The sequence below is a fragment of the Paenibacillus sp. FSL H3-0469 genome (assembly GCF_038051945.1).
Lineage (GTDB): Bacteria > Bacillota > Bacilli > Paenibacillales > Paenibacillaceae > Paenibacillus_AQ.
In genome coordinates this window covers 6,195,807-6,217,834 of record NZ_CP150302.1, presented here as the reverse complement: position 1 = coordinate 6,217,834, position 22,028 = coordinate 6,195,807, and the positions used below count along the sequence as shown (strand labels likewise).

Genomic DNA, 22,028 nt, shown 5'->3' with positions numbered 1-22,028 from the left:
CAGAGGTAGCACTGACTCGCATAGGGGCTGGCAGTTTATAAAAAGTTTAACTCCTATTTATCTTTTCCCCTGCTTCTCCCCCCTTTTATTTATCCCGGTGTTAAGCCTTTCCCGTAAGATAGGAAACATCTTCTAGCGGCTGCCTTATGCCGTCAATCGGATGATGAATGTTGGGAGGGAATGAAATGAAGAATTACCGTGCCTGTGCCGCTCTGATATTAGGAATGATTATTGCCAGCCAGCACCTGGCGTTATCGGCATCTGCGGCGCCAAGCAGCGTTACGGCAAGTAAGACGCAGCAGAAGAATACCGGCACCTTGGCACAATTACCGCCGGTTACTGTCCAGGCCGGGGTCAGCGTGAGACTGACCGATGTGCAATTAGCCAAGGCCGATGGCGGCAATAGTCTGACCTATACCCTGGTGTACAGCAATACAAGCAGCAGCACCTATAAGCTGTTCAACGTCTTTTCCAAGATTACCACCCCGGCGGGAGCATCACTGAAGAGCAGCCCCATTCCCGAGGATAAAAGCAAGCTGGAGGTCGCCCCCAAGGAGCAGCTAACCGTCACCTACTATGTGAACGTCAGCAAGACGGCTTCTCTCCCGGGCCTCTCCATCTCGCTGTTCGGCTTCGACTTCAGCGGCTCTGATTACCAGAAGAAGCTGGGCAGCTTCAAGGTCCCGGCCGCTTATACCCCTTATGTGCAGCAAGGTCTTAGCAAGCAGATTACGGTCAGCAACCTTCCGGTTAGCCTGAAGCCCGAGAGTCTGCAAATCTACAGCTTCAATCATAAAATCTATGCCAAAGTTGCTCTGAGCCTGACGAATCAAGGAGCCAAGGTACTTGCTGCACCCGGCCACCGAGTATTCCTCGAATCCTCCGGCGGCTCCGCGTTTGAGCTGACGCTTGACAGTACCAGCCGCGATTACAAGGTGCAGTCCGGTGAGAATAAGAAAGTCTTTTATCTGGCGGAGCTCCCGGCTTACATACCGACCACCCATATGTCGCTGCTTATCACCGGGGAGAATGCGGGGCTGAAGGCGGATCTTCCGGTAGTCTCCTTCCGTCTCCCGGAAGCAAGCTATCCAAGTCTTGAAGTGAATGCTTACGCACTGAAGAAGTTCGGGGTGAGCAGCAATACTATTGAGACCCAGTTGAAGCAGGCATCCGTATCCTCAACAGGCGAGAAGGCACTGTGGACACTTAAGCTGCGCATTAGGAATGCCGGCAACAAGGCGGTTGCTCTGCCAGCCTATGAATTATCTGTAACATCTAAGGAAGGCTACTCCTTCCCGGTCAACAGCAAAGCGCTGGCCAGTCTCACCTTGAAGCCGCTCGAGGAGAAGATCCTGCAGTTCTCTGCCGAAGTGCCGCTGAATGTAAACCAGAGTACGCTGAAGCTCCAGATGGTGGAGCCGGCCGCAGAAGGCAAGACAATTTTCCCTACAGCCATGTACAAGATTCCCTATTCCTTAGAGATGACCAACTCCGTTGCTTCGGAGTACATCCTGGATAACAGCTTCGGAACCTTCGGTGCCACACTAGAGTCAGTGCAGCGTATGCCTTGGACAACTGAGGATTTGCTTGTCGGCACCATTCGTATCCGTAATGTCAGGGATGCGGCAGCAACCCTCCCTGCTTTTACAGGGACGATTCATGCAGGGCAGACCGCCTTGGACGCTCCGGTTCAAGTCGTTGCAGCCACCTCGAGCCAGCAGATAGCCGCAGGAGCGAGCGCTGTGTATTATGTGATCGGTAAGCTCCCCTATGAGCAGTCTCTGGACCAGCTCCGTATCGGACTAAACAGCGGGGCAGGCGACACCACAGAGCCATTCCTCTCCCTGAAAACACAGCAAGTTGTTCCGGGTATGTCTGCCGCAGGTGATGGTGCCACCTTCAAGATCGATACTGCAGGCAAACGGGCGGAGGTCAAAGAACACCGGACCCTCCTCTATCCCGGAGCAAGCCAGAACATTCTGTATACTGAGCTTGAAGTGAGCAGTCTTGAAGCCCGAAGGGCAGAGTTGTCCAGACTTGTGGCCTATTATAAGACACCGGACAATACCTATTATGAGGCAGAAGTCAGCCAATCTGCACTGGCAGCCGGGCCCAAGGGCAAGAGTCTGGTGAGTGTATGGAGCAAGCTGCCTGCAAGCATCGATGCCTCGCAGCTGACACTTTTCGCGGGAGAAGGGGTTAGCGAGAACAAGCTGACAGCGCCGGACGGAACGCCGACCGCCTATATTAATCCTAAGGCACTCACTCTGCATATTCAGACTCCGGCTGCGCTAGCCACCCTTGGCAGCGGAGTGCCATTATTCCCTTATACGTTCACGGTTACTCAGGCCACAGGCGCTGTGTCAGAGGGCCAGGATACGCTGAATGTCAACCTGACGTACACGCTTGCCAAGGACAACCAGTATGATATGGGCGCTAATGCGCATAAGCTGGTCGTGCAGCTTACCGATCCTCTCGGCCAGACGCAGGAGAGAACGCTCACGCCCGGGACGGATCTGGTAACAGGGAAATTCCTGACCTATTCCATGACCCTTACAAGCAATGCTTATAAGACGCTCCGCAGCGGCAAATTCCTCGTAACGCTCTATGACGAGTTCCAGGGAGAGCGGATTCTCTTGGGCAGCCAGAGCTACAGCCTGACTTACACTCCTGCGGCCAAAGCCCCTGAGACCCCCGCTGCCCCGAAAAACGCGGCAAATCCAGATCCCGGAGGATCGCTATGAACGTCAAAAAAACCTTAGGGCTGTCAGCCGCAGTCATTGTCACTGCTGGAATTGTTGTCTATAGCTTGTGGCCGGATAAGAACAAGCAGGATAGCCCTCCTGCCGCTCAGACTACTGTAGTGACCAAGGGCGATATATCTGTAACCGTCAAAGGCTCCGGCACCGTGAAGGCCACGAATACTACGATCGTATATGCCAGGGACACAGGAAATGTAGCCAAGGTTCTCGTTAAAGAGAATGAACAAGTCAAGAAGGGTCAGATCCTGCTGACTTATGAGGGAGCCAATGTAGCCAGTAACGTAAGAATCCAGCAGAATACGCTCAAGCAATCGCAGAATGACCTGCTGGAGAAACAAGACCAGTACAAGAAGCTAATCATGGACGGTGCTGCTTTAACCGATATTGATGCGGCGAAGCTGGCCATCGAGAGAACCAAGGATACCATTACAGCCACATTGACCGAGCTTGCAGCACTCCGGAAGGATCATATCCCGCCCGCTTCCCTGACAGCGCCGATGGATGGAACGGTGACCAAGATCAGCAGTTCCTCAGGCGGGATGGTAACAAAAGGAGCTGAGGTCTTTTCCATAACGGACTACAAGCACTTAAGCGCTACGATTAAAATTGACGAGCTGGACATCCCCAAGATTAAGCCAGGGATGTCAGCAGCCATTAAAATGGATGCCCTGCCCGCTAAGGCCTACCCGGCCAAGGTCACGCGGATTGCGGATGAAGGAACGGTGACTAATGGCGTTTCCGTCTTTGAAGTGACTCTTCTGCTCACGGACTCGACCGGAGCCAGAGCGGGTATGTCAGCACAAGGAGTCGTTACCATTGAAGAAAAGAACCAAGTACTGCTGCTTCCCGTCGAGTCTGTGACTCAAAAGGATAAAAAGTATTATGTTCAAGTGCAGGACTCCGTCCCGCAGCAGACCCCTTCGCCCAAGGGCAGCTCTGCCACAGGAAGCCCTGCCACACCCCCGCCCGTTCAGCTGAAGCCTGTCACTGTAGGTGTGCATGATGAGAGCCGGATCGAAATCGTCAATGGTCTGCGCGAAGGAGAACAAGTAATTGTCCCAACCATCATCGCAGCCAACAACACACCTGCTCCCGCAGCCCCGGGTATATTCGATATGGGCGGTGACGAGGGCGGCTTCGACAACAGCGGTGGCGGCGGTGACGGAGGAGGGCCACAATGAATACAGAGCCCCTGATCCGGATTGAGCATATGGTCCACGGATACATGATGGCTAAGGAACAGATGACGGTGCTGAAGGATATCTCTTTTGAGATCCATCACGGCGAATTCGTTGCTATCATCGGCCCTTCAGGATCTGGAAAATCCACCTTGATGAACATGATCGGCTGCCTGGATATCCCGAATGAAGGGAGTTATTCTCTGGATGGACAAGATGTCCGCAGATTATCCGATAACCGGCTGGCCCGGATCCGTAATGAGAAAATAGGCTTCATCTTCCAGAACTTCAACCTGCTCCCTAAGTTATCCGCTGTCCAGAATGTCGAACTGCCCCTGGTCTACCGGGGCTTGTCACAACGGGAGCGAAGAACGCTGGCCGCTGCCGCCCTGGAGAAGGTCGGCCTGCAGGAGCGGATGCACCACCGTCCGAGTGAGCTGTCCGGAGGCCAGCAGCAGCGGGTTGCCATCGCCAGAGCACTTGCCGGCAATCCTCCCATTCTGCTGGCAGATGAGCCTACCGGCGCACTCGATTCCAAGACTGGAGAAGAGGTCATGCACATGATCAAAAAGCTGAATGAACAGGGACATACCATTATTGTCATCACACATGACCTGGGCGTTGCGGAACAAGCGAAGCGGGTCATCCGGATTCAGGACGGCCACCTGGTTGAAGATCGGAGAAATGACCAATGATTCTTGCTCAGAGTATCCGGATGGCGGTAATGAGTATCGTCGGCAATAAGGTCCGTTCCTTCCTCACCATGCTGGGCATTGTCATCGGAGTATCCTCGGTCATCCTGCTGGTCTCGGTGGGGCAGGGAGTTACGGGTCAGATCACCAGCCAGTTCAGTGACCTTGGCACAAATCAGCTGACGGTCATGATTACCGGACGCGGGGCGGTCACTTCCCTCACGGCTGAGGAGGTTGCCGCATTCAGCCGGGTTCCCGGTGTAGATCTGGTATCGCCTACGATCAGCAGCAATGTAACCGCCAAATATCGTAACCTTCATACCAATGTCTCGCTTGAAGGCATCACCCCAAGCTATGAGAAGGTACAGAACTTTCATGTGCAGTCCGGCCGCTTCCTGCTTGATATCGATAATGAATACCGGCAGAAGGCTGCCTTGATCGGAACCGAGACGGCGAAGAAGCTGTTTGGTGCAGACAACCCGGTAGGCCGTGAAATCCAGCTGAACGGCACCTCCTTCCAGATTGTAGGCTTACTCCAGACGAAGGGAACCTCACTCAGCGGATCAAATGATAAGAAGATTCTCATTCCCTTATCCACCTCCGAGCGGCTGCTTCAGAGCAAGGGAATTCAGACTTTTACCGTCACCGCCTTGAGCGACAAGGATGTAGAGTCTGTGAAGACAGCTATCGGACAGATTCTGGACCGCAAGTTCCTCCGTGCCAAGGATGCCTACAGTGTGTTCGATTCCAAACAAATGCTGGATACGCTGAAGAAAACCTCCGGCACCCTGTCCCTTGCCCTCGCTGGAATCGCCGGAATCTCACTCTTCGTTGGCGGAATCGGCATTATGAACATTATGATTATTTCGGTGAACGAACGCACCCGGGAGATCGGCATACGCAAAGCTATCGGCGCTAAAAAGATAGATATTCTGCTGCAATTCATCATTGAGTCAACGGTGCTCAGTACCATGGGCGGAATCCTCGGAATCGGAGCGGGATTAGGGCTAACCTGGCTGGCCGGCCAATTGACCGCCCTTCAGGTTGGCTATGCTTGGAACATGGTGAGCATTTCATTCCTCTTCTCGCTCTTTATCGGTGTGTTCTTCGGCATCCTGCCCGCCAATAAAGCAGCCAGACTCCGGCCGATCTACGCTCTGCGCACTGATTAGCCGTGCTGCTGCAACGGATGGTATGATGGAATGATTAAGCACGATAAAATGCCTGCAGGAAGGAACCGGTTATGACCATTAAGCGGCGCTTATTCATCTCAAATATCCTGATGATTGTAATCCCCGTCTGTATTTCCTTGTTCATTGCTTTTGTTAGCGTGTCCCTCCTGTTCAAGGTATCGAAGCATGATAAGCAGAGCCCGTTCTATACCGGCTACGATGATCTGATTCAGTTGTCCGCGAAGCTGCTGAACAACGAGGGGGCGCAGAAGCAGGCTGAGCTAAGCCGCCAGATCGAAGAGATATTGAAACCGGAGGACATGAGTCTGGCGGTTTACGATTCCGGGACAAGGCTGATCGGCTTCAATTTTAAGGAGACCCCGGAGACAGAGAAGCTGCTGCAGACCGTCAGGGCCATGGATGGACAAGGGTTCGCTTCTACCTCGAACAAAGAGGTCTTTGCTGAACAGATCCGTATTAAGGGCAGCACTTATACTGTCAGCATTATCGGCCCGGCCTATGATTCTACGGACGGACAAGTGACTCCGGCTATGGTTACATTTCTTATTCTGGTTACCTTGGGGATCATCTCTGCTGTTTTTGTAACCAATCAATTTCTTACCCGGTTTGTGTTCAAGCGGATTAAGCAGCCGCTGGACACGCTGGCAGACGGGGTGCATCAGATCCGGGACGGCAATCTGGATGTCAGAATTCAGTACGGGAACAAGGATGAATTCACTCCAGTCTGTGAGGATTTCAATGACATGGCTATACGCCTCAAAGAATCCCAGCGCCTGATCCAGAGGCAGGAGGAGAGCCGCAAGGAGCTGCTTGCCGGGATATCGCATGATCTCCGTTCCCCGCTGACCTCTGTCCGGGCGTACTCGGAAGGGCTTCTGGATGGGGTGGCCGCTACCCCTGAATCCCAGAAGAAATATATCACCATGATCAAGACCAAGGCGGAGGATATTGACCGGATGGTGAACAAGATCTTTCTTTTCTCCAAAATGGACCTGGGCGATTATCCATACGAGCCCGAGATGCTGGAGGTCAATCAGGAGCTGCTCTCCCTAATTAAAGCTATGGCCGAAGAGTACCGGGACAAAGGGCTGGACGTAGTCATTGCGGGACTTGCTGCGGATGTGCATATCTTCGCCGATCCGGCGCAGCTCAGCAGCATGGTATTCAACATTCTGGAGAACAGCTGGAAGTACAAGCTTAAGGAGCGTGTCCAGGTAACCATCCGTACCGAAGTACAGGGAAGCAATGTGTTCATCTATCTGGAAGATAACGGACCCGGCGTGCCGGAGAATGCACTCGATAAGCTGTTTGATGTGTTCTACCGCAGCGATCCTTCGCGCAATAACCCGACTAAAGGCAGCGGCTTGGGGCTTGCAATCACAGCCAAAGCTGTCAGCCGGATGGGCGGAAGTATTCACGCAGAGCCCTCCACGGCAGGGGGCTTGTGCATCATTATCACACTGCCAGTGCTGGATAAAGGGGCCTTGCTATGACCAAAGTATTAATCATTGAAGATGATAGTGCAATTGCAGCGATCGAGCGGGATTATCTGGAAATTAATGATTTCACGGTGGAGGTTGCCGAGGATGGCATCACCGGGCTTGAGCTGGCGCTAACAGGGGAATTCCAGCTTATTCTACTCGATCTGATGCTGCCAGGGGAAGACGGATTCTCGGTGTGCCGCAAGCTGCGGAGCCGGCTCGACATTCCTATCCTTATGGTCACGGCCAAGCAGGAAGACATCGACAAGATCCGGGGCCTGGGGCTTGGGGCCGATGATTATATCGTCAAGCCTTTTTCACCAGGTGAACTAGTGGCCCGGGTCAAATCCAATCTGGCTCAGTATGCCCGACTTAAGGGCATGAGCGGCGGCAGTACAGAGAGCAGCCGGATCGAGAGCGGTCCGTTCATCATCCATACTTTATCCCACAGAGCCTATCTGCACGGCCGGGAACTGGAGCTGAAGAAGAAGGAATTCGACCTGCTGCACTTCCTGATTGTCAATGCGGATATCGTCTTCAGCCGGGATTCTCTGTACGAACGGATCTGGGGCTTCGATGCCATGGGGGATAACGCCACTGTAGCCGTCCATATCAACAGGCTGCGCGACAAGATCGAGCAGGACCCCGGCAACCCGAAATACATTCAGACCGTATGGGGAGCGGGATATCGTTTTCAGGTGTAGCTAAGCAGCCTCCGGCCACTCGTATGGTCCGGGGGCTATTTGGAGCCTCCGTAATAAACCGCTCTGTACCAGCTATACAGAGGCCGCATCAGCAGCTTCCCGATCACGAAATACAGCACAGCCATAATCAGCAGCACTCCGTACACCACCGGCCGGTCCTGGCCATAGACAAAAAAGAGTATATCAAACTGTTTTGTCATGTTAAGGTTATAGGTGACGACCAGCTTGCTCATCAGCAGCATACCGAACAGCAGGTAGAAGCCTGCGCCGAGCAAAACGTGGATCAGCAAGATCCAAGGCCGGGAAGGTAAGCGCTTCCTGAACGCTTTTGAAGACAAGTAGTAAGTAACAAGCAGTCCCGCAGCAGCCAGCGAAATCAGCAGCAGATTATCCATGGGATGAACGGCATACATAAGCAAACCGTTCAAGGCGGCAAAGATCAGAATATCCGCCATGATAGATTTAGACCGTTCCCGGAGGCTAACCGCTCGAAGCGGTTCCACGGACCCGCCTTGTACGAAGTCTACGGTCCATACGATCAGTAGCAGAATGCTGAACCAGACTAGCGTAACGGAAACGGGTATGAGATTGAAATACTGCAACAGGAATGCACCATCCTTATTTTTCCTTTTAATGTATCATTTCTACCGATCTGTCCGCCGTAACATTCATCTCCTTTATTTTCTAACACTTCAACTTTATCTGGAGGTCAACCACTCATGCCCTTGCTGAAATTATGTGTTATCGCTGTACTGCTGTCTTTTTCATACAGAATCTTCGAGAGGGTACTCGGGGTTATCTCTAAACCGCAAGAACGGTATACGATTTATTATTGGGGAGCTGCCATGATTGGAGGAAGTCTTCTCTGGAGCAACGGTTACACCTTCAACGCTCCACAAGATGTAATGAGGGTGCTTCCGCTGTTCCTTATCATACTGCTTGTGAATCTGATCATCTCCCGATCCTCCGGCTATAATCCAGCAGGCACTTATAATACAGTCAACTTCGTGCTGTGCTTCCCGATCTTTGAAGAGATTGCTTTCCGGGGGCTGGTTCTGCCCATTCTCGCGCAGCATCCGGGTCTTGGGCAACTCCATGCCACGGGAATCATCGATATCAGCGGCGCTATTCTCCTTACAGCCTTCCTGTTCGCTGTGTCGCATTTGCAGTATTACCGGCTGAACCGCGAGAGTGTCCGGTTTATGCTGTTCGCGCTGAGCGGAGGGATCTTCTTCGGGCTGTTCGCGCAGGTTACGGAGTCGCTCTTGCTGACGGTTCCGCTGCATATTGCTTTTAATACATCTGCTGTATGGGTTCAAAAAAAGAGCCACAGCTCATCTACAGAGCCAGCGCCTCTTCCGTAATTCTCTTAATATCAATCGGAGACAGCGTCTCCTCGTTCACCATATCCGGCAGAATTTCTGCCAGGAAGTACTCCACGCACTTGAGGTCAATATGCTTGATCTTGATCAGCGCATTGCGGTACATCACCACAAATTCCTTCTCCGTGTTCCCTCTCTGCAGCTCGGCGAATGCTTCATACACCTGATCCATCTTATCCGCAACCTCCAGAATCAGTCCCTCCAGCGACTCATCCTTACCCTCGCGCAGCTGCTGGTAGAAGATGCTTTTGAACTCATCCGGAATATGCTCCTTGATGAAGTTGTCGATCATGCCCTCCTCCACCTGCTGGATCAGTGACCTGAGCTGGAGCGAGGAGTGCTTCACCGGCGTTTTGATATCCCCGATAAAAATCTCTCCATAATCATGGCTGCTCGTAATCTCGTACAGCTTCTTCCAGTCGATCACCGCCCCGTGCTTCTCTTCAATATCCGCCAGCGTCTTCGCGTATTGCACGACCTTCCAGGAATGGGCCGCAACGCTGTGCTCCTCGAATTTGAATTTTCCCGGACAGCGGATGATGCGCTCCAGCTCATTCAGTGAGCGAAAATACTTGTGAATTCCCATGGCTAGTCCTCCCGTATGTTAGTTAGGCTACGCTAGAATTCAGTCTAATCCTCCAATGTTAACCCCGGATGAACCGCAGGACCGATTGTGTAAAATCCTTGCTGCTGCGCACCTCTAACGTTATTTCCCGGCCTCTCCCCGTCCTATTGCGGTCCTCATCCCCGACTAAGGTCGGGAACAAAGAACCGTCTGCAGGCTGTTTTGCCAGGAAGGATAAATTCGTACAATACATACATAGACAACGGAAATGAACACGCCACACCGGCGGTCATCTAATATGAGAGGAAGATATATTATGAATAAAAAATTAACCCGCTCCGTAACAGACAAGAAACTCACAGGTTTATGCGGAGGACTGGCGCGCTATTTCAAAGTGGATGCGACCCTTGTAAGATTGATTGTTGCTATCGCTACGATATTCAGCTTCGGCACTGTAGTTTTTCTCTATATCATCGGCAGCCTTATTGTTCCCCAGGAATCCTACGGCGGATTCGGTGACGGCTTTAACAACTACTAATTACTTGCGATATCCCTTGCCAAAATAACTAAACCAACTAAACCCACATACAAAGGAGATTATTATAATGAGCATATTCCAAAGAATTACTACCCTGACCAAGGCTGCTATTCATGAAGGACTGAACAAACTGGAAGATCCAATCCTGCTGACTGGCCAATATCTGCGTGACCTGGAGGACAAAATCACTGGTGCCGAAGGCAAACAGCGTGAACTTAAGGCAGCAGCCAGTGTGCTGGAGCGCCGGATCTACGAATACAAGGTGCTTGCAGAGCGCAGTGAAGCGGAAGCAGTCCAGTACATGAGCGAAGGCAATGAACCGGCTGCCCGCACTGCGGTTATGGCTAAGATCCGTTACACGGAGAGCGAACAGGAATGCACCGCCGGCCTGAAAGAGACCCAGGCTACTCTGGCTTCCCTTGAAGTACAGCTTGCCAGTGTTAAGGAAGAACAGAAACGTCTCAAAGCCAAAAGAGCCGAGCTGGCCGAACGCGCCCGCAAGGCCGCAGAAGCCAAGCAAGCAGCCCAAGCTTACAGCGCTGCTTCTCCGGCAGGCTATCCCGGCCAGGTGTTGAACAATGGTTCTGCCTCACGCGGATTCGAACGGATGGAGGACAAAATCGCCATGCAGGAAGCAATGGCCGAGCAGGCCGGGCTGGCCGCAGCGGCTCATGAATCTTCCATCAATAGCGCGGTGGAAGCCGAGCTGGAACGCCTCCGTAACCGGAAGTAAGCTGACGGTATCGTCCGTAATTGCAAAAAGGATGCCTCCCTGGTCATAGGGATGGCATCCTTTTTGTTGTGCTGTTGAATCATCCTGTACGCCATCAACGTCTGCTGGAACGCACCTGACTCACACCTGTCCCGCCGGTTCAGAAGCCTTGGCATAACGGTTCTGCGGAATCGGCAAGCCGAGATTGCCCCGCAGCGTATCGCTCTCATATTCGGTACGGAACAGTCCGCGCTCCTGTAGAATCGGAACCACCTGATCCACGAATTCCTCCAGGCCGTGCGGTACGGCGGCGGCCAGCATGAAGCCGTCGGCGGCTCCGCCCTCGAACCAGGCCTGAAGCTGATCGGCCACCTGCTCCGGCGTACCGATGAAGCTGCTGCGCGGTGTAGCCGACTGTAAGGCGACCTGCCGCAGGGTTAAGCCCTGCTCTTTGGCGTCCTTCTTAATCTTATCTGTTCCGCTCTGGAAGCTATTTCGGCCCAGATCGCCCAGATCCGGGAACGGCTCATCCAGCGGATACTGCGAGAAGTCATGATGCTCGAAGAAGCGGCCCAGATAGTTCAGCGCATTCTCGATCGTTACCAGTCCGGCAACCTCCTGGTATTTGCGCTCCGCCTCCTCCGGGGTGGCCCCGAGAATCGGTGCTATCCCCGGGAAGATTAACACTTCATCGGGATTGCGCCCGAAGGATGCTACACGGGTTTTTACATCCTTATAGAATGCCTGCGCCGATTCCAGAGTATCATGGCCGGTGAAGATGGCATCTGCCACACTTGAGGCATAATCCTTGCCGACCTCCGAGGAGCCTGCCTGGAAAATCACCGGCTGTCCCTGCTTCGAGCGGGCGATATTGAGCGGTCCCTTTACCGAGAAGAATTCCCCCTGGTGATCAAGCGTGTGCAGCTTATCTTTATCGAAGAAGACACCTGTCTCCTTGTTCCGCACAAAAGCATCATCCTCCCAGGAATCCCACAGCCCGCGTGCCACCTCCAGATATTCGGCGGCAATGCGGTACCGCTTGCCATGATCGGGATGCTCCTTCTTGCTGTAATTCAGTGCAGAGCCTTCGAGCGGTGAAGTCACCACATTCCAGCCGGCCCGTCCGCCGCTAATCACATCGAGCGAGCCGAATTGGCGGGCTACCGTGAACGGTTCACTGTAAGAGGTAGACAAGGTCCCGACCAGACCAATCCGGCTGCTGACCGCTGCCAATGCGCTAAGAATCGTCAGCGGCTCGAAGCGGTTCAGGAAGTGCGGGATTGACTTCTCATTGATGAACAGACCGTCGGCAATGAAGATCAGGTCCAGCTTGCCTTCCTCTGCCTTGCGTACCCACTCCTTATATAGCTCAAAGTTCACACTGGCATCGGGCTTCGCATCAGGATGGCGCCACATGGAGGTGCTTCCTCCCACTCCGTGCAATAGAGCTCCCAGCTTCAACTGTCTTGATTTCGTCATGTTCATTCCTCCTCGAATGGGTATTCAGACCGCTTGGTTCCTCATGACACTATTCCTACAGAGCCGCTTGCTGCGATGCATAATTCGCTGGATTCGCTTGACCCGCCTGTGCTCCCCGCTTCACCCGTTCAATCTGGGCCAGATGATTCTGCACATGGGCGGTGAAGCTGCGGACAATATCGGTAATCCGCACCGGCTCGCCTTTGAAGTTAATCCCGCTTTTCTCCCATTCTGCGGGGCTCAGCCTTCCCAGCAGCAGACTGTTGTAATGCAGCAGGCTGCGGAACAGCTCCAGGCTGTCTCCGGCCTGCCCCTGGTTACTATGCTGTCCGCTGACCCACGCATCCTGCTGGAATGCCGGGAGCTGCACCTTCGTATCCGCCAGAATATCACGGATACGGAAGGAGACCACAATGCTGTGATCCGCCAAATGGGCCAACACCTCGGTCACGCTCCAGCTTGACAGCTCTGCCTTCCACCTCAGCTGTTCATCGGATAAGCCTTCCACCGCCTGGACCAATTGCCCATGCGTATTCAAGTAGCCGTCTAGCTCCACACTCACACTGCTCATTGCGATTCCCTCCAGTATATGTTTGAATTATCGTTGTTACCCGCTGATGGGATATGCTCAGTTAGTCTTGCGTTATTATCGAAGCGCGACAACGCAAACGGAGCTATATTCTGCCGAGTATGTCCCTGCACAGCCAGATCCGCGAGAATCTCGCCGACCACGCTGGAGAATTTGAAGCCATGGCCCGAGAAGCCTCCGGCCAGCAGCACATGGCTGTGAACGGGATGGCGGTCGATGATGAAATCCTCATCCGGTGTATGCTCATACTTGCAGACAGAACCCTTCAGCAGCTTCCCGGCAGCGCCGGGCATATAAGCTTCAAGTACACGGCGCAGGTCACCTTCATCACTCTCCCGGCTGCCGAAGGGTGCCAGCGGTTCACCCGGCTTCCACTCTTCGCCCGTGTCGTGGCGGCCGATCTTCAGCCCTGCCCCGCTGATAGCGGGGAAGCCGTAGAACCCGCCTTGCTCGGAACCGAGAGTGAAGCCGGGGAACTTCCCGGCATCGAAGGCCGGCGTACTCCCGAACCAGCCTACTACCTTGCGTACAGCCTTTATCGGCAAATTAACGAAGGGCGACAATGAACTGAACCAGGCCCCGGCGCTGAGAATAGCAGCGGCTCCATGGTAATCTCCGTTCTTCGTATGAAAGGTAACGCTCCCTTCGCGGGCCGTCACCTTCAGCACAGGTGTATTCGTCAGCAGCTCCGCACCATGAGCAAGCGCAAGCTGCCGGTAGGCTGTAATGCACCGCTCACTGTACAGGTAACCGGCCTCCGGCTCATACATGGCCTCGAAGGAGTCCGGGAGGGTCAGGGCCGGCCAGCGGCGGCGGATTTCCGCCGCATCCAGATGCTCGGTCCGCACCTTCCGCTTCCGCGCTTCCGCATGGCGTCCGGCGAAGGAATATACGCTGCTGTCTGCCAGATTGAGCACGCCCGCAGGGACAAGCAGCTCCGTCCCACTCTCTGCTTCCGCCTCTTCCCACAGCATCTGGGCGCGGAGCGCCAGGTCAATGTAGGCCGGATCGCCGCTGTAGGCATGCCGGATCAGCCGGGTCTCCCCGTGATGGCTTCCTTCCGTATGCGGCGGATCGAAGGCATCGATCAGCAGTGCCTTCACCCCGCGCCGGGCGAGATGATAGCCTGCGCTCATGCCCATGGAGCCTGCGCCGGCGGCAATAATGACATCATAATCAGAATGCTCCGCTATGATCTGCACCCCTCTCCCCCGCCAGATGCTCAAGCACACGGACCGCCAGATCACTGAAGAACCCCGCGCCTACCGGCAGCGCCGCTTCATCCAGCTCGAAGGCGGGATGATGCCATTCCCTGCTTCCGGCTGTACCGGTGAAGACAAACAATCCGGGTACCTCGCGCTGGTAGAAGGCGAAATCCTCCCCGGCCGGAGACGGCACCGGCTGCACCGCGGTATAGCCCAGATTCGCTGCCGTCTCTTCGCCCAGCCGGGCCAGCAGCGCATCGTTGATGACCGGCGGCGGCCCGCCGATCCAGCGCACACTGGCTTCAGCTCCAAGTGCAGCAGCAACACCTGTGACCACCTCCTCGAACCGCTTCACTACTTTGCCGCGCACCGCTTCATCGAAGGAACGAATCGTTCCTTCCAGTACCGCTGTGTCCGGGATGATATTCCACGAATTCCCGCTGTGGATCTGTGTGACACTGATGACTGCGCTATCCAGGCTGCCCACATTCCGGCTGACGATGGACTGCAGCGCAGTTACAATATGGGAAGCTGCCACGATGGGGTCTATTCCGGCCTCCGGCACGGCGGCATGGGAGCCGAAGCCCCGGATGCTGACAGCGAAGCCGTCTGCGGCCGCCATAAGCGGACCAGCCTTGATGCCAATGGTGCCTACCGGGAGCTCCGGCTTATTATGCATGCCGATTACTGCGCGGACCTGATCCAGCCCCCCAGATGCGATGATCTGCTGCGCTCCCTTCGCCTTCTCCTCGGCGGGCTGGAACAAAAAGCGTACCGTTCCCTTCAAGCTGCTCTCCTGCTCCTTGAGCTCATACACAGCTCCAAGCAGCGCTGCCGTATGGAAGTCATGCCCGCAGGCATGCATTCTGCCTGGATACAGTGAGGCATACGGCAGTCCGGTATCTTCCTGGATCGGCAAGGCGTCTATGTCAGCCCGCAGCGCAATCACCGGTCCGCCCTGCTGGCCGCCGATTTCGGCAATCACTCCAGTCTTCAGTCCGTAATCTACTATCTTCACACCCGCCTGCTTCAGCAGTGAGGTGATATACACGCTAGTCTCCACCTCTTCCCCTGACAGCTCCGGGTGCTGGTGCAGATGACGCCTGATTTCAACCAGTCGCTCCTTGAATGATAACGAATGTACTTCCTGTGCAGCAGATTCCGTGGCTGAATTTGTCATTAGCGGGCCTCCTTGCTTGTTAACCAGATGTCTTCACTGGGCTATGCCTCCGCCGGTACTTCGGCCAGCGCCTCACTCAGCAGCTCGAAGGAACGCTGCCGCTTATCGAAGGGCTGCACATTGGTCGTCACTATGAACTCCTCTACGCCAGAAGCTTCGGCTAACGCCAGGAGCTGCTCACGAACCGTCTCCTTCGTTCCTTGGGTAATCTCAGGCTCCCGCTCCTCCAGCGTGTACGCTTCCTCACTCTGGCGGGTGAACTCCTCGGCCTGCTCCCGGCTGGCCAGAGTCAAAATCTTGCCGCTGGCGAAACGGATGCGGATCAGCTTATGCGCTCCAGCCAATTCCTTGGCCTCCTCTTCCGTGTCGGCCACGATGACAGCCAGCGCAATAATTACCCGTGGTTCCTTACCGCCGCTGCTATTGAAGCCGCTGCGGTAAGCCCGCACCGCCTCTAGAGCAACAGCCTGATCGCCGCCGATAAACAGGGAGAACACATACGGCAATCCCAATCCGGCAGCGATCTCGGCGCTGGCGACACTGGCACCAAGTACATACAGCTCCGGCGGGATGCCGGGGAGCGGGCCTGCCTTCAGCCCGTAGAGCGGATGCTCCTCCTCCAGCCGGTTATGTACGTACTTCTCCAGCTCCGTGATTTTGTCCGTTAACGAAGCCCCTTCCCCGGCTACCTGTTGCAGCGCCTGTGTGCTGCGGGGCAAGCCGCCGGGGGCACGGCCTACCCCTAAGTCCACCCGTCCCGGGGCCAGCGAAGCCAGCACGTTGAAATTCTCAGCCACCTTGTAGGGGCTGTAGTGCTGAAGCATAATTCCGCCGGAGCCGATGCGGATACGCTCCGTTTTGGCCAGCAGGTGTGAGATGAGCACCTCGGGAGAAGACCCGGCTACCTGCTCGGAATCATGATGCTCGGATACCCAGAAGCGGCGGAAGCCGAGGCGTTCCGACAGCTGCGCCAGGCTGATTGTATGCGCAAAAGCCTCTTCCGACGTCTCCCCCGGATAGATCGGGCTTTGGTCGAGTACGCTGATTGTAATTGCCATAGATATGCCTCCTAGATAGAATAGTTCAGCTCCGGCGTAATCCTCTTCAGGAACTGCTTCGTTCGTTCTTCACGCGGATGGTTGAATACCTCCGTGGGCGTGCCCTCCTCGACGATCACTCCGCCGTCCATGAACACCACATGATTCGCCACATCGCGGGCGAATCCCATTTCATGCGTCACCACAATCATCGTGATGCCTTCCTTGGCAATCTTGCGGATCACCGCAAGCACCTCGCCTACCAGCTCCGGGTCCAGAGCCGAGGTCGGTTCATCGAAGAGGATGACCTCCGGCTCCAGGGCAAGCGCCCGGGCGATCCCGACCCGCTGCTGCTGGCCGCCGGAGAGCTGGCTAGGATAGGAATCCAGCTTAGCGCCGAGCCCCACCTTTTCCAAGAGGGCGATGCTCTTCTCTCTCGCCGCCTCCTTCGGCAGCTTCTTGACGACCAGGAGGCCCTCCATCACATTCTCCAGCGCGGTTTTATGCCGGAACAGATTGTACTGCTGGAAGACCATGGCGGTCTTTTGCCGGAGCTGGTGGATATCCTTCTTGCGGGCGTGCCGGAAGTCCAGCTTGAAGTCCCCGATTGAGATTTCGCCGCTGCTGGGCTTCTCCAGAACATTCACGCAGCGCAGCAGGGTGGTTTTGCCGGAGCCGCTGGGACCGAGAATGACGACCACCTCCCCCTTGGACACCTCCAGATCAATATGGTTCAGCACCTGATGGCGCCCGAACGACTTCGATAGCTGCGATAGCTTAATCACGCGACTCCCCCCCGATTATACAGATTGATCCGTCTTTCAATGACGGCAGTTGCCCGCTCAATCAGGAACGTCAGTCCCCAGAAGATCAGCGCCGCCGCCAGGTAAGCCTCGAAGAACTTCCAATTGGTTGAAGCGACAATCTGCGCCTGGGCATTGATGTCCACCACCGATACGGTAAAAGCCAGCGTAGACCCGTGCAGCATCCCGATCACGGAATTCGACAGATTCGGCAGGCTCGCCGCCAGCGCCTGGGGGAACACAATCCGCCGCAGCGCCTGGGGCGTGCTCATTCCGATGGAATGGGCCGCTTCGAGCTGACCGCGGTCCACCGCCAGTAGGCCGGAGCGTACCACCTCGGACATATAAGCACCCGCCGTAATGGAGAAAGAAATATAGGCAAAGCCGATCATCGGGATCGATACAGAGCGGAAGCTCCAGCCAAACTGTGCAGCAAGCCCGTCAATGATCATCGGCAGCCCGAAATAGATCAGCAGCAGATGGGTCAGCATCGGGGTGCCGCGGATGAATGTGACATACCCTACAGCCAGCGGATACAGCCCGGGGACTCTATAAATCCGGATCAGGGCCACGGCCGTACCGATCACGAAGCCTGCCAACACCGACACAACCGTGATATACAGCGTCGTAGGAATGGCTCCCAGAATTTGCACAAACGCCGTCCAGATAAAAGCTGGGTCCAGCTTCATTACGCACCGCCTCCTTTACCCGCTCCCATATCCGCGACGATTGTGCGGTAGGATGCTTTTCGCTGCAGAGTGAACCGCTTCTTGGCCGTGCTGTCCTGGGCTTCATGCCTGAGCAGACGTTTCTCCGCAACCAGCAGCAGCCTCTCAATACACAAACTGATCACAAGATAGATAAGAGCAAGCGCAATATACGTCTCAATGAAATGCTGGGTCGCACTGCCCAGGGTCTGGGCCTTGCCCGTCATCTCCATCACGCCCAGCGTGAACGCCAGCGAAGTATCCTTCAGCAGCGCTATGACCAGGTTCGAGAAGACGGGAATCGCAATTCCCAGCGCCTGCGGCAGCACAATACGGGTAAAAGCCTGATAAGAGGTCATCCCCGTAGCGTAAGCTGCTTCCACCTGGCCTTTATCGACTGCTGTCACTGAAGCGCGGATCATCTCCGACATGAAGGCCCCGGTATGCAGACCGTAGGTCAGAATCACGAACACCAGCACCGGAGTCCGCGTCATATCCAGATTCACCAGCTTCAGCACCTCAGGCAGACCGTAATAGAACAGGAATAATTGAATCAGAATCGGCGTCCCTCTGAAAAAAGAAATGTACACCTCAGCGCAGGTCTTCAGAACCGGCACCTTATACAGGCGGGGTAGCGCAATGATAAATCCGACCACCATCCCTGCGAGCAGCGAGCAGGCTACGATCAGCAGCGTGGTGCTCAGCGTAGTCAGCAGCTTGGGCAGGAACGAGAAGACAAAACCTAGATCAAACGGTGCACCCATGCTGCACCTCCTTTCAGAGCTGTACGCGCCTTGCGCATTATTGAACTGATGAGGTAGTGACGTCCGCCCCCAGCCACTGTGTGCTTATTTTGCCAAGCGTGCCGTCTGTCTTCAGTTCCTTAACCACTCCGTCAATGGCCTCCGACAGCTTCAGCGAAGGGGCATCATCCTTGCGCAGCACATACAGAATATCAGCAGAGGATAGCTCGGGACCCACCGCCTGCAGCTTGCTCTGCGGGTCAATGATCGGCAATACGAAGTCCGCAGCAAGGGTAGCATCCACCCGGCCTGAATCAATCTGGCTGACCGTATCGTTGGCGGCACCGTTCTGATAGACAATTTTGATCGAATCCGCACCGTGTTCCTTGTTATAGTTCTCAAGAATTTGCGCTTGCGCGCTGGTGGCACCGGTCAGCACCTTCTTCCCCTTCAGATCATCCAGTGTCTGGATCGAGGTGTTACCTTTGGCTACAACGATGCGGTTTCTCCAGTGGGCATAAGCTTCTTTGTTAAAAGAATACTTCTGCTCCCGCTCCGGGTTCTTCTCCATAACGTGGGCCACCAGGTCAATCTTCTTCGTCTCCAGACTGAGCAGCAGATTGCTGAAATCCATCGTCTGGAATTCAAACTCATACTCGGGCAGGCGTTTGTCAATCTCCTTCAGCAGCTCAACATCGAACCCGGTAAGCTTGCCGTTCTCATCGATGAAGCAGACATTGGGAAAAGCTGTCCCGGTGCCAACCACGATCTTGGTCACCTTAGCCGGCTCGGCGGCAGCAGCCGTGGACTTCGAACTATTCTGAGGGGCTGCCTCCGCGACCTTGCCGCTATTTGCGCTGTTATTATTGCCGCAGCCAGCGATCAGCAGCGTTAGTACCAGTGTGGATGCGAACGTTATCGTCTTGTTCATGTCTCAAGCCCCTTTTCAATTTAGATAATTCCTATCTGTATAGTGGTGATTATATGCAATTAACTTTATCACTGCACGCTGCCATGCGCTAATAGAGTTTCTTAATATGGTTATTCAAGAAGTCAATTCAGCTTGCTCAGCGTCCCCGTCCCCAGCTCCAGGAGGGTGTCCAGGAATTCCGCGTTCTCCCCGTTCAGCGAAATCAGGTGAGTCCGCAAGGAGATGCCTTCGGTCTCCGCGATATCCACCCTTACCAGGGAACCCGCCTCTACCTCCTCCTGCACACTCAAGGCTGGAAGGAAGCAGATTCCGGCTTGCTTCAGCACCAGCTTCTTGGCTGTCTCCAGGTTATCCACCTGATAGACTATTCCCGGCGGACGCTCCATGCTCTCGAATACCCGGTGCAGGCGCATCCAGTCCAGCGAGCCGCATTCGAAGAATACGAGAGTCTGCTCAGAGATCTCCCGGATCGAAGCACGGCCCTTGCGGGCCAGCGGATGACCGGCATACACATACAGCGAGATCGGGTCTTCACAGAAGGGGAACGACTGGATGGACGGATTTACTACCTTGCGGATAAAAGCGAGATCGATCTCCCTCGCCTTCAGCTTCTCTATCAACACTTCGGTAGGAGCAGTAGTCAGCTTGATACGAATGTGGGGATAACGCTGCTTCAAATGAAGCAGCAGACGGGGCATGAGATAATTGGAGACCGATACCGTGCTGCCGATTCTCAGCTCGCCGGGGATTTGGCCTTTGGATTGAAGCTGATGCCTGCCGTTCTGATAGACCTGCAGAATTTGCTGCGCGTAGGGGAGGAACTGGCGGCCTTTATCTGTCAGGTTAATCTGCTTGCCCAGCCGGTCGAATACCTTGCAGTCCAGCTCCCGTTCCAGCGACTGGATACGGGCCGTCACTGTCGGCTGCGAGATATAGAGCACCTCTGCCGCTTTGTTGAAGCTTCCGTAGTGGTTAATGTAGACAAACGCCTCAATGTTCTCGATATTCAAGCATAGTCCCCCTCTGCATCAATAATTATATTATTCCTATCGTTTAACAATGAATTTAATCAATCTTATGCAGAGGCTTTTTTTTTGTCAACTGACAGGCATCGTTTATTTTGGAAATTTCCCTTCCGCCACTTTTCCCCAAATTTATGTTTTCAAGTTCAATTTACATTTATCACAAGTCAGATAGAACTTTTCTATCTATTAATTGAAATCATCTAATTCCTCTTATACTCATCGGATTTATGTATTATAATAACGGCACATTCCATTACCGGACAGGAGGCACCAGATGAATCACTCAACAGAACTTGTAATCCGTGAAGCCGCAGCTTCCGACCGTGAAGCCATTGCCGGGGTCTTGCTCGAAGCTTATAGCGAATATGCAGCCGTGCTGCCCGGGCCGTTCTGGGAGGAGTACCGTGACTCCATTCTCGGCTCGGTTCATGGCGATGGACCGGTCTCCCGGATTGTAGCGGAGCAGGATGGACAGATCGTGGGAAGCGTACTGCTGTTTACCTCCTCTGAGGCTGCTTACGGCAGACCGGAGCTGGCCATCCATACGCCGATCATTCGTCTGCTGGCCGTATCTCCGGCGGTCCGGGGGCGCGGGGTGGCCAGACTTCTGATCCGCGAAGCGGCAGGAAGGGCCATTGCACTGGGGGCAGCCAGTCTGAATCTGCATACTTCGGATATGATGGCCTCTGCGATCAAGTTGTATGAGAGACTTGGCTTCAAGCGGGCTTATGAGACGGATTTGAAGAACGGGGATACACTGGTCAAGGGCTATCGTCTGGAGCTGCCGGTCTCTGCCAGTCCACAGGCGGAATCAACTTCTAAAGCCAGGGTAACCGGCTAAGCTGCCCTTTTTTACGGCGAACCGATTCAGCGGAGCGCTCTAGGACTCCGCTTCGGGTTTGTTTAGGGTTCCGTTTGGGGGCTTGCTAGGGGTGCCGCTGTGGCTGGTAAATTTCAAAAATCCTGCACATAAGACAACAATCTCCTCATCATTTGGACCAAAACTCTAAATTGTTGTATAAAAGTCAGCTTTCTTGCTCCTCCGGGCGGCTTAACGGGACAATTCTTGCAATTGTTACAACATTCTTCATGGACGCCCAAATATTCAGGAATCAAAGCTGC

At 54.5% G+C, this 22,028-nt stretch carries 22 protein-coding genes; 10 read left to right on the top strand and 12 right to left on the bottom strand.

The window, feature by feature from the left end; genetic code table 11:
- Nucleotides 1-185 precede the first annotated feature (185 nt).
- From NSS83_RS27270 to NSS83_RS27245, 6 genes are all read left to right on the top strand, one after another.
- Nucleotides 186-2,744, top strand: a complete 2,559-nt coding sequence (locus NSS83_RS27270) for a hypothetical protein (RefSeq protein WP_341187519.1) — start codon at nucleotides 186-188, stop codon at nucleotides 2,742-2,744.
- Nucleotides 2,741-3,943 (top strand): efflux RND transporter periplasmic adaptor subunit, encoded by a 1,203-nt coding sequence (locus NSS83_RS27265; protein ID WP_341187518.1) that lies wholly within the window; start codon nucleotides 2,741-2,743, stop codon nucleotides 3,941-3,943. Before NSS83_RS27270 ends, NSS83_RS27265 begins: the two co-directional genes overlap by 4 nt.
- Nucleotides 3,940-4,635, top strand: coding sequence for an ABC transporter ATP-binding protein (locus NSS83_RS27260; RefSeq protein WP_341187517.1), 696 nt, complete (start codon nucleotides 3,940-3,942; stop codon nucleotides 4,633-4,635). The genes NSS83_RS27265 and NSS83_RS27260 overlap by 4 nt, the downstream gene beginning before the upstream one ends.
- Nucleotides 4,632-5,804, top strand: a complete 1,173-nt coding sequence (locus NSS83_RS27255; RefSeq protein ID WP_341187516.1) for an ABC transporter permease — start codon at nucleotides 4,632-4,634, stop codon at nucleotides 5,802-5,804. Before NSS83_RS27260 ends, NSS83_RS27255 begins: the two co-directional genes overlap by 4 nt.
- Nucleotides 5,805-5,875: 71 nt before the next feature.
- Nucleotides 5,876-7,318: an ATP-binding protein gene (locus tag NSS83_RS27250; protein ID WP_341187515.1), complete on the top strand. Its 1,443-nt coding sequence runs from the start codon at nucleotides 5,876-5,878 to the stop codon at nucleotides 7,316-7,318.
- A complete protein-coding gene (locus tag NSS83_RS27245; RefSeq protein WP_341187514.1) occupies nucleotides 7,315-8,010 on the top strand; it encodes a response regulator transcription factor in 696 nt (231 codons plus the stop codon). The genes NSS83_RS27250 and NSS83_RS27245 overlap by 4 nt, the downstream gene beginning before the upstream one ends.
- A 35-nt stretch (nucleotides 8,011-8,045) precedes the next feature.
- Here NSS83_RS27245 and NSS83_RS27240 read toward each other — a convergent pair whose 3' ends face one another.
- Entirely contained in the window at nucleotides 8,046-8,612 is a 567-nt protein-coding gene (locus tag NSS83_RS27240; RefSeq protein WP_341346892.1) for a hypothetical protein, read from the bottom strand.
- A 117-nt stretch (nucleotides 8,613-8,729) separates the two neighbouring features.
- On the opposite strand from NSS83_RS27240, the gene NSS83_RS27235 reads away from it, so the two are divergent.
- On the top strand, nucleotides 8,730-9,374 hold the full coding sequence (locus tag NSS83_RS27235; protein ID WP_341346891.1) for a CPBP family intramembrane glutamic endopeptidase: 645 nt from the start codon (nucleotides 8,730-8,732) through the stop codon (nucleotides 9,372-9,374).
- Here NSS83_RS27235 and NSS83_RS27230 read toward each other — a convergent pair.
- On the bottom strand, nucleotides 9,349-9,978 hold the full coding sequence (locus NSS83_RS27230) for a YfbR-like 5'-deoxynucleotidase (protein WP_341346890.1): 630 nt from the start codon (nucleotides 9,976-9,978) through the stop codon (nucleotides 9,349-9,351). The two genes, NSS83_RS27235 and NSS83_RS27230, sit on opposite strands and share 26 nt — an antisense overlap.
- A gap of 295 nt (nucleotides 9,979-10,273) precedes the next feature.
- On the opposite strand from NSS83_RS27230, the gene NSS83_RS27225 reads away from it, so the two are divergent.
- A complete protein-coding gene (locus NSS83_RS27225; RefSeq protein WP_341187510.1) occupies nucleotides 10,274-10,495 on the top strand; it encodes a PspC domain-containing protein in 222 nt (73 codons plus the stop codon).
- A 67-nt stretch (nucleotides 10,496-10,562) separates the two neighbouring features.
- Entirely contained in the window at nucleotides 10,563-11,228 is a 666-nt protein-coding gene (locus NSS83_RS27220; protein ID WP_341187509.1) for a PspA/IM30 family protein, read from the top strand.
- Nucleotides 11,229-11,348: 120 nt separating this feature from the next.
- Here NSS83_RS27220 and NSS83_RS27215 read toward each other — a convergent pair whose 3' ends face one another.
- The 10 genes from NSS83_RS27215 to NSS83_RS27170 all read right to left on the bottom strand — a co-directional run bounded on the left by NSS83_RS27215 (nucleotide 11,349) and on the right by NSS83_RS27170 (nucleotide 20,891).
- Nucleotides 11,349-12,686, bottom strand: coding sequence for an LLM class flavin-dependent oxidoreductase (locus NSS83_RS27215; protein WP_341187508.1), 1,338 nt, complete (start codon nucleotides 12,684-12,686; stop codon nucleotides 11,349-11,351).
- A 55-nt stretch (nucleotides 12,687-12,741) separates the two neighbouring features.
- Nucleotides 12,742-13,257 carry a DinB family protein gene (locus NSS83_RS27210; RefSeq protein WP_341346889.1) on the bottom strand — a complete coding sequence of 172 codons (516 nt, stop codon included), beginning with the start codon at nucleotides 13,255-13,257 and terminating at the stop codon, nucleotides 12,742-12,744.
- Nucleotides 13,254-14,417 (bottom strand): N-methyl-L-tryptophan oxidase, encoded by a 1,164-nt coding sequence (gene solA / locus NSS83_RS27205; RefSeq protein WP_341348773.1) that lies wholly within the window; start codon nucleotides 14,415-14,417, stop codon nucleotides 13,254-13,256. The genes NSS83_RS27210 and solA overlap by 4 nt, the downstream gene beginning before the upstream one ends.
- A 34-nt stretch (nucleotides 14,418-14,451) precedes the next feature.
- Nucleotides 14,452-15,660 (bottom strand): amidohydrolase, encoded by a 1,209-nt coding sequence (locus NSS83_RS27200; protein WP_341187506.1) that lies wholly within the window; start codon nucleotides 15,658-15,660, stop codon nucleotides 14,452-14,454.
- A gap of 41 nt (nucleotides 15,661-15,701) precedes the next feature.
- The gene (locus NSS83_RS27195; protein WP_341187505.1) at nucleotides 15,702-16,718 is read right to left on the bottom strand and encodes an LLM class flavin-dependent oxidoreductase; all 1,017 of its coding nucleotides are present in this window, start codon (nucleotides 16,716-16,718) and stop codon (nucleotides 15,702-15,704) included.
- Nucleotides 16,719-16,729: 11 nt separating this feature from the next.
- On the bottom strand, nucleotides 16,730-17,482 hold the full coding sequence (locus NSS83_RS27190; protein WP_341187504.1) for an amino acid ABC transporter ATP-binding protein: 753 nt from the start codon (nucleotides 17,480-17,482) through the stop codon (nucleotides 16,730-16,732).
- Nucleotides 17,479-18,189, bottom strand: coding sequence for an amino acid ABC transporter permease (locus NSS83_RS27185; protein WP_341187503.1), 711 nt, complete (start codon nucleotides 18,187-18,189; stop codon nucleotides 17,479-17,481). The genes NSS83_RS27190 and NSS83_RS27185 overlap by 4 nt, the downstream gene beginning before the upstream one ends.
- Nucleotides 18,189-18,971 carry an amino acid ABC transporter permease gene (locus tag NSS83_RS27180; protein WP_341187502.1) on the bottom strand — a complete coding sequence of 261 codons (783 nt, stop codon included), beginning with the start codon at nucleotides 18,969-18,971 and terminating at the stop codon, nucleotides 18,189-18,191. Before NSS83_RS27180 ends, NSS83_RS27185 begins: the two co-directional genes overlap by 1 nt.
- Before the next feature lie 37 nt (nucleotides 18,972-19,008).
- Entirely contained in the window at nucleotides 19,009-19,881 is an 873-nt protein-coding gene (locus tag NSS83_RS27175; protein WP_341187501.1) for a transporter substrate-binding domain-containing protein, read from the bottom strand.
- A gap of 122 nt (nucleotides 19,882-20,003) precedes the next feature.
- The gene (locus NSS83_RS27170) at nucleotides 20,004-20,891 is read right to left on the bottom strand and encodes a LysR family transcriptional regulator (protein WP_341187500.1); all 888 of its coding nucleotides are present in this window, start codon (nucleotides 20,889-20,891) and stop codon (nucleotides 20,004-20,006) included.
- Nucleotides 20,892-21,180: 289 nt separating this feature from the next.
- On the opposite strand from NSS83_RS27170, the gene NSS83_RS27165 reads away from it, so the two are divergent.
- Nucleotides 21,181-21,747 carry a GNAT family N-acetyltransferase gene (locus NSS83_RS27165; protein WP_341187499.1) on the top strand — a complete coding sequence of 189 codons (567 nt, stop codon included), beginning with the start codon at nucleotides 21,181-21,183 and terminating at the stop codon, nucleotides 21,745-21,747.
- Nucleotides 21,748-22,028: the final 281 nt, after the last annotated feature.

Coding starts and splice junctions, on each gene's coding strand:
- NSS83_RS27185 (WP_341187503.1), bottom strand. CDS start 18,189: ATGAAGCTGGACCCAGCTTTTATCTGGACGGCGTTTGTGCAAATTCTG.
- NSS83_RS27265 (WP_341187518.1), top strand. CDS start 2,741: ATGAACGTCAAAAAAACCTTAGGGCTGTCAGCCGCAGTCATTGTCACT.
- NSS83_RS27165 (WP_341187499.1), top strand. CDS start 21,181: ATGAATCACTCAACAGAACTTGTAATCCGTGAAGCCGCAGCTTCCGAC.
- NSS83_RS27175 (WP_341187501.1), bottom strand. CDS start 19,881: ATGAACAAGACGATAACGTTCGCATCCACACTGGTACTAACGCTGCTG.
- NSS83_RS27180 (WP_341187502.1), bottom strand. CDS start 18,971: ATGGGTGCACCGTTTGATCTAGGTTTTGTCTTCTCGTTCCTGCCCAAG.
- NSS83_RS27260 (WP_341187517.1), top strand. CDS start 3,940: ATGAATACAGAGCCCCTGATCCGGATTGAGCATATGGTCCACGGATAC.
- NSS83_RS27255 (WP_341187516.1), top strand. CDS start 4,632: ATGATTCTTGCTCAGAGTATCCGGATGGCGGTAATGAGTATCGTCGGC.
- NSS83_RS27250 (WP_341187515.1), top strand. CDS start 5,876: ATGACCATTAAGCGGCGCTTATTCATCTCAAATATCCTGATGATTGTA.
- NSS83_RS27200 (WP_341187506.1), bottom strand. CDS start 15,660: ATGACAAATTCAGCCACGGAATCTGCTGCACAGGAAGTACATTCGTTA.
- solA (WP_341348773.1), bottom strand. CDS start 14,417: ATGGGCATGAGCGCAGGCTATCATCTCGCCCGGCGCGGGGTGAAGGCA.
- NSS83_RS27225 (WP_341187510.1), top strand. CDS start 10,274: ATGAATAAAAAATTAACCCGCTCCGTAACAGACAAGAAACTCACAGGT.
- NSS83_RS27195 (WP_341187505.1), bottom strand. CDS start 16,718: ATGGCAATTACAATCAGCGTACTCGACCAAAGCCCGATCTATCCGGGG.
- NSS83_RS27245 (WP_341187514.1), top strand. CDS start 7,315: ATGACCAAAGTATTAATCATTGAAGATGATAGTGCAATTGCAGCGATC.
- NSS83_RS27230 (WP_341346890.1), bottom strand. CDS start 9,978: ATGGGAATTCACAAGTATTTTCGCTCACTGAATGAGCTGGAGCGCATC.
- NSS83_RS27220 (WP_341187509.1), top strand. CDS start 10,563: ATGAGCATATTCCAAAGAATTACTACCCTGACCAAGGCTGCTATTCAT.
- NSS83_RS27270 (WP_341187519.1), top strand. CDS start 186: ATGAAGAATTACCGTGCCTGTGCCGCTCTGATATTAGGAATGATTATT.
- NSS83_RS27215 (WP_341187508.1), bottom strand. CDS start 12,686: ATGACGAAATCAAGACAGTTGAAGCTGGGAGCTCTATTGCACGGAGTG.
- NSS83_RS27235 (WP_341346891.1), top strand. CDS start 8,730: ATGCCCTTGCTGAAATTATGTGTTATCGCTGTACTGCTGTCTTTTTCA.
- NSS83_RS27210 (WP_341346889.1), bottom strand. CDS start 13,257: ATGAGCAGTGTGAGTGTGGAGCTAGACGGCTACTTGAATACGCATGGG.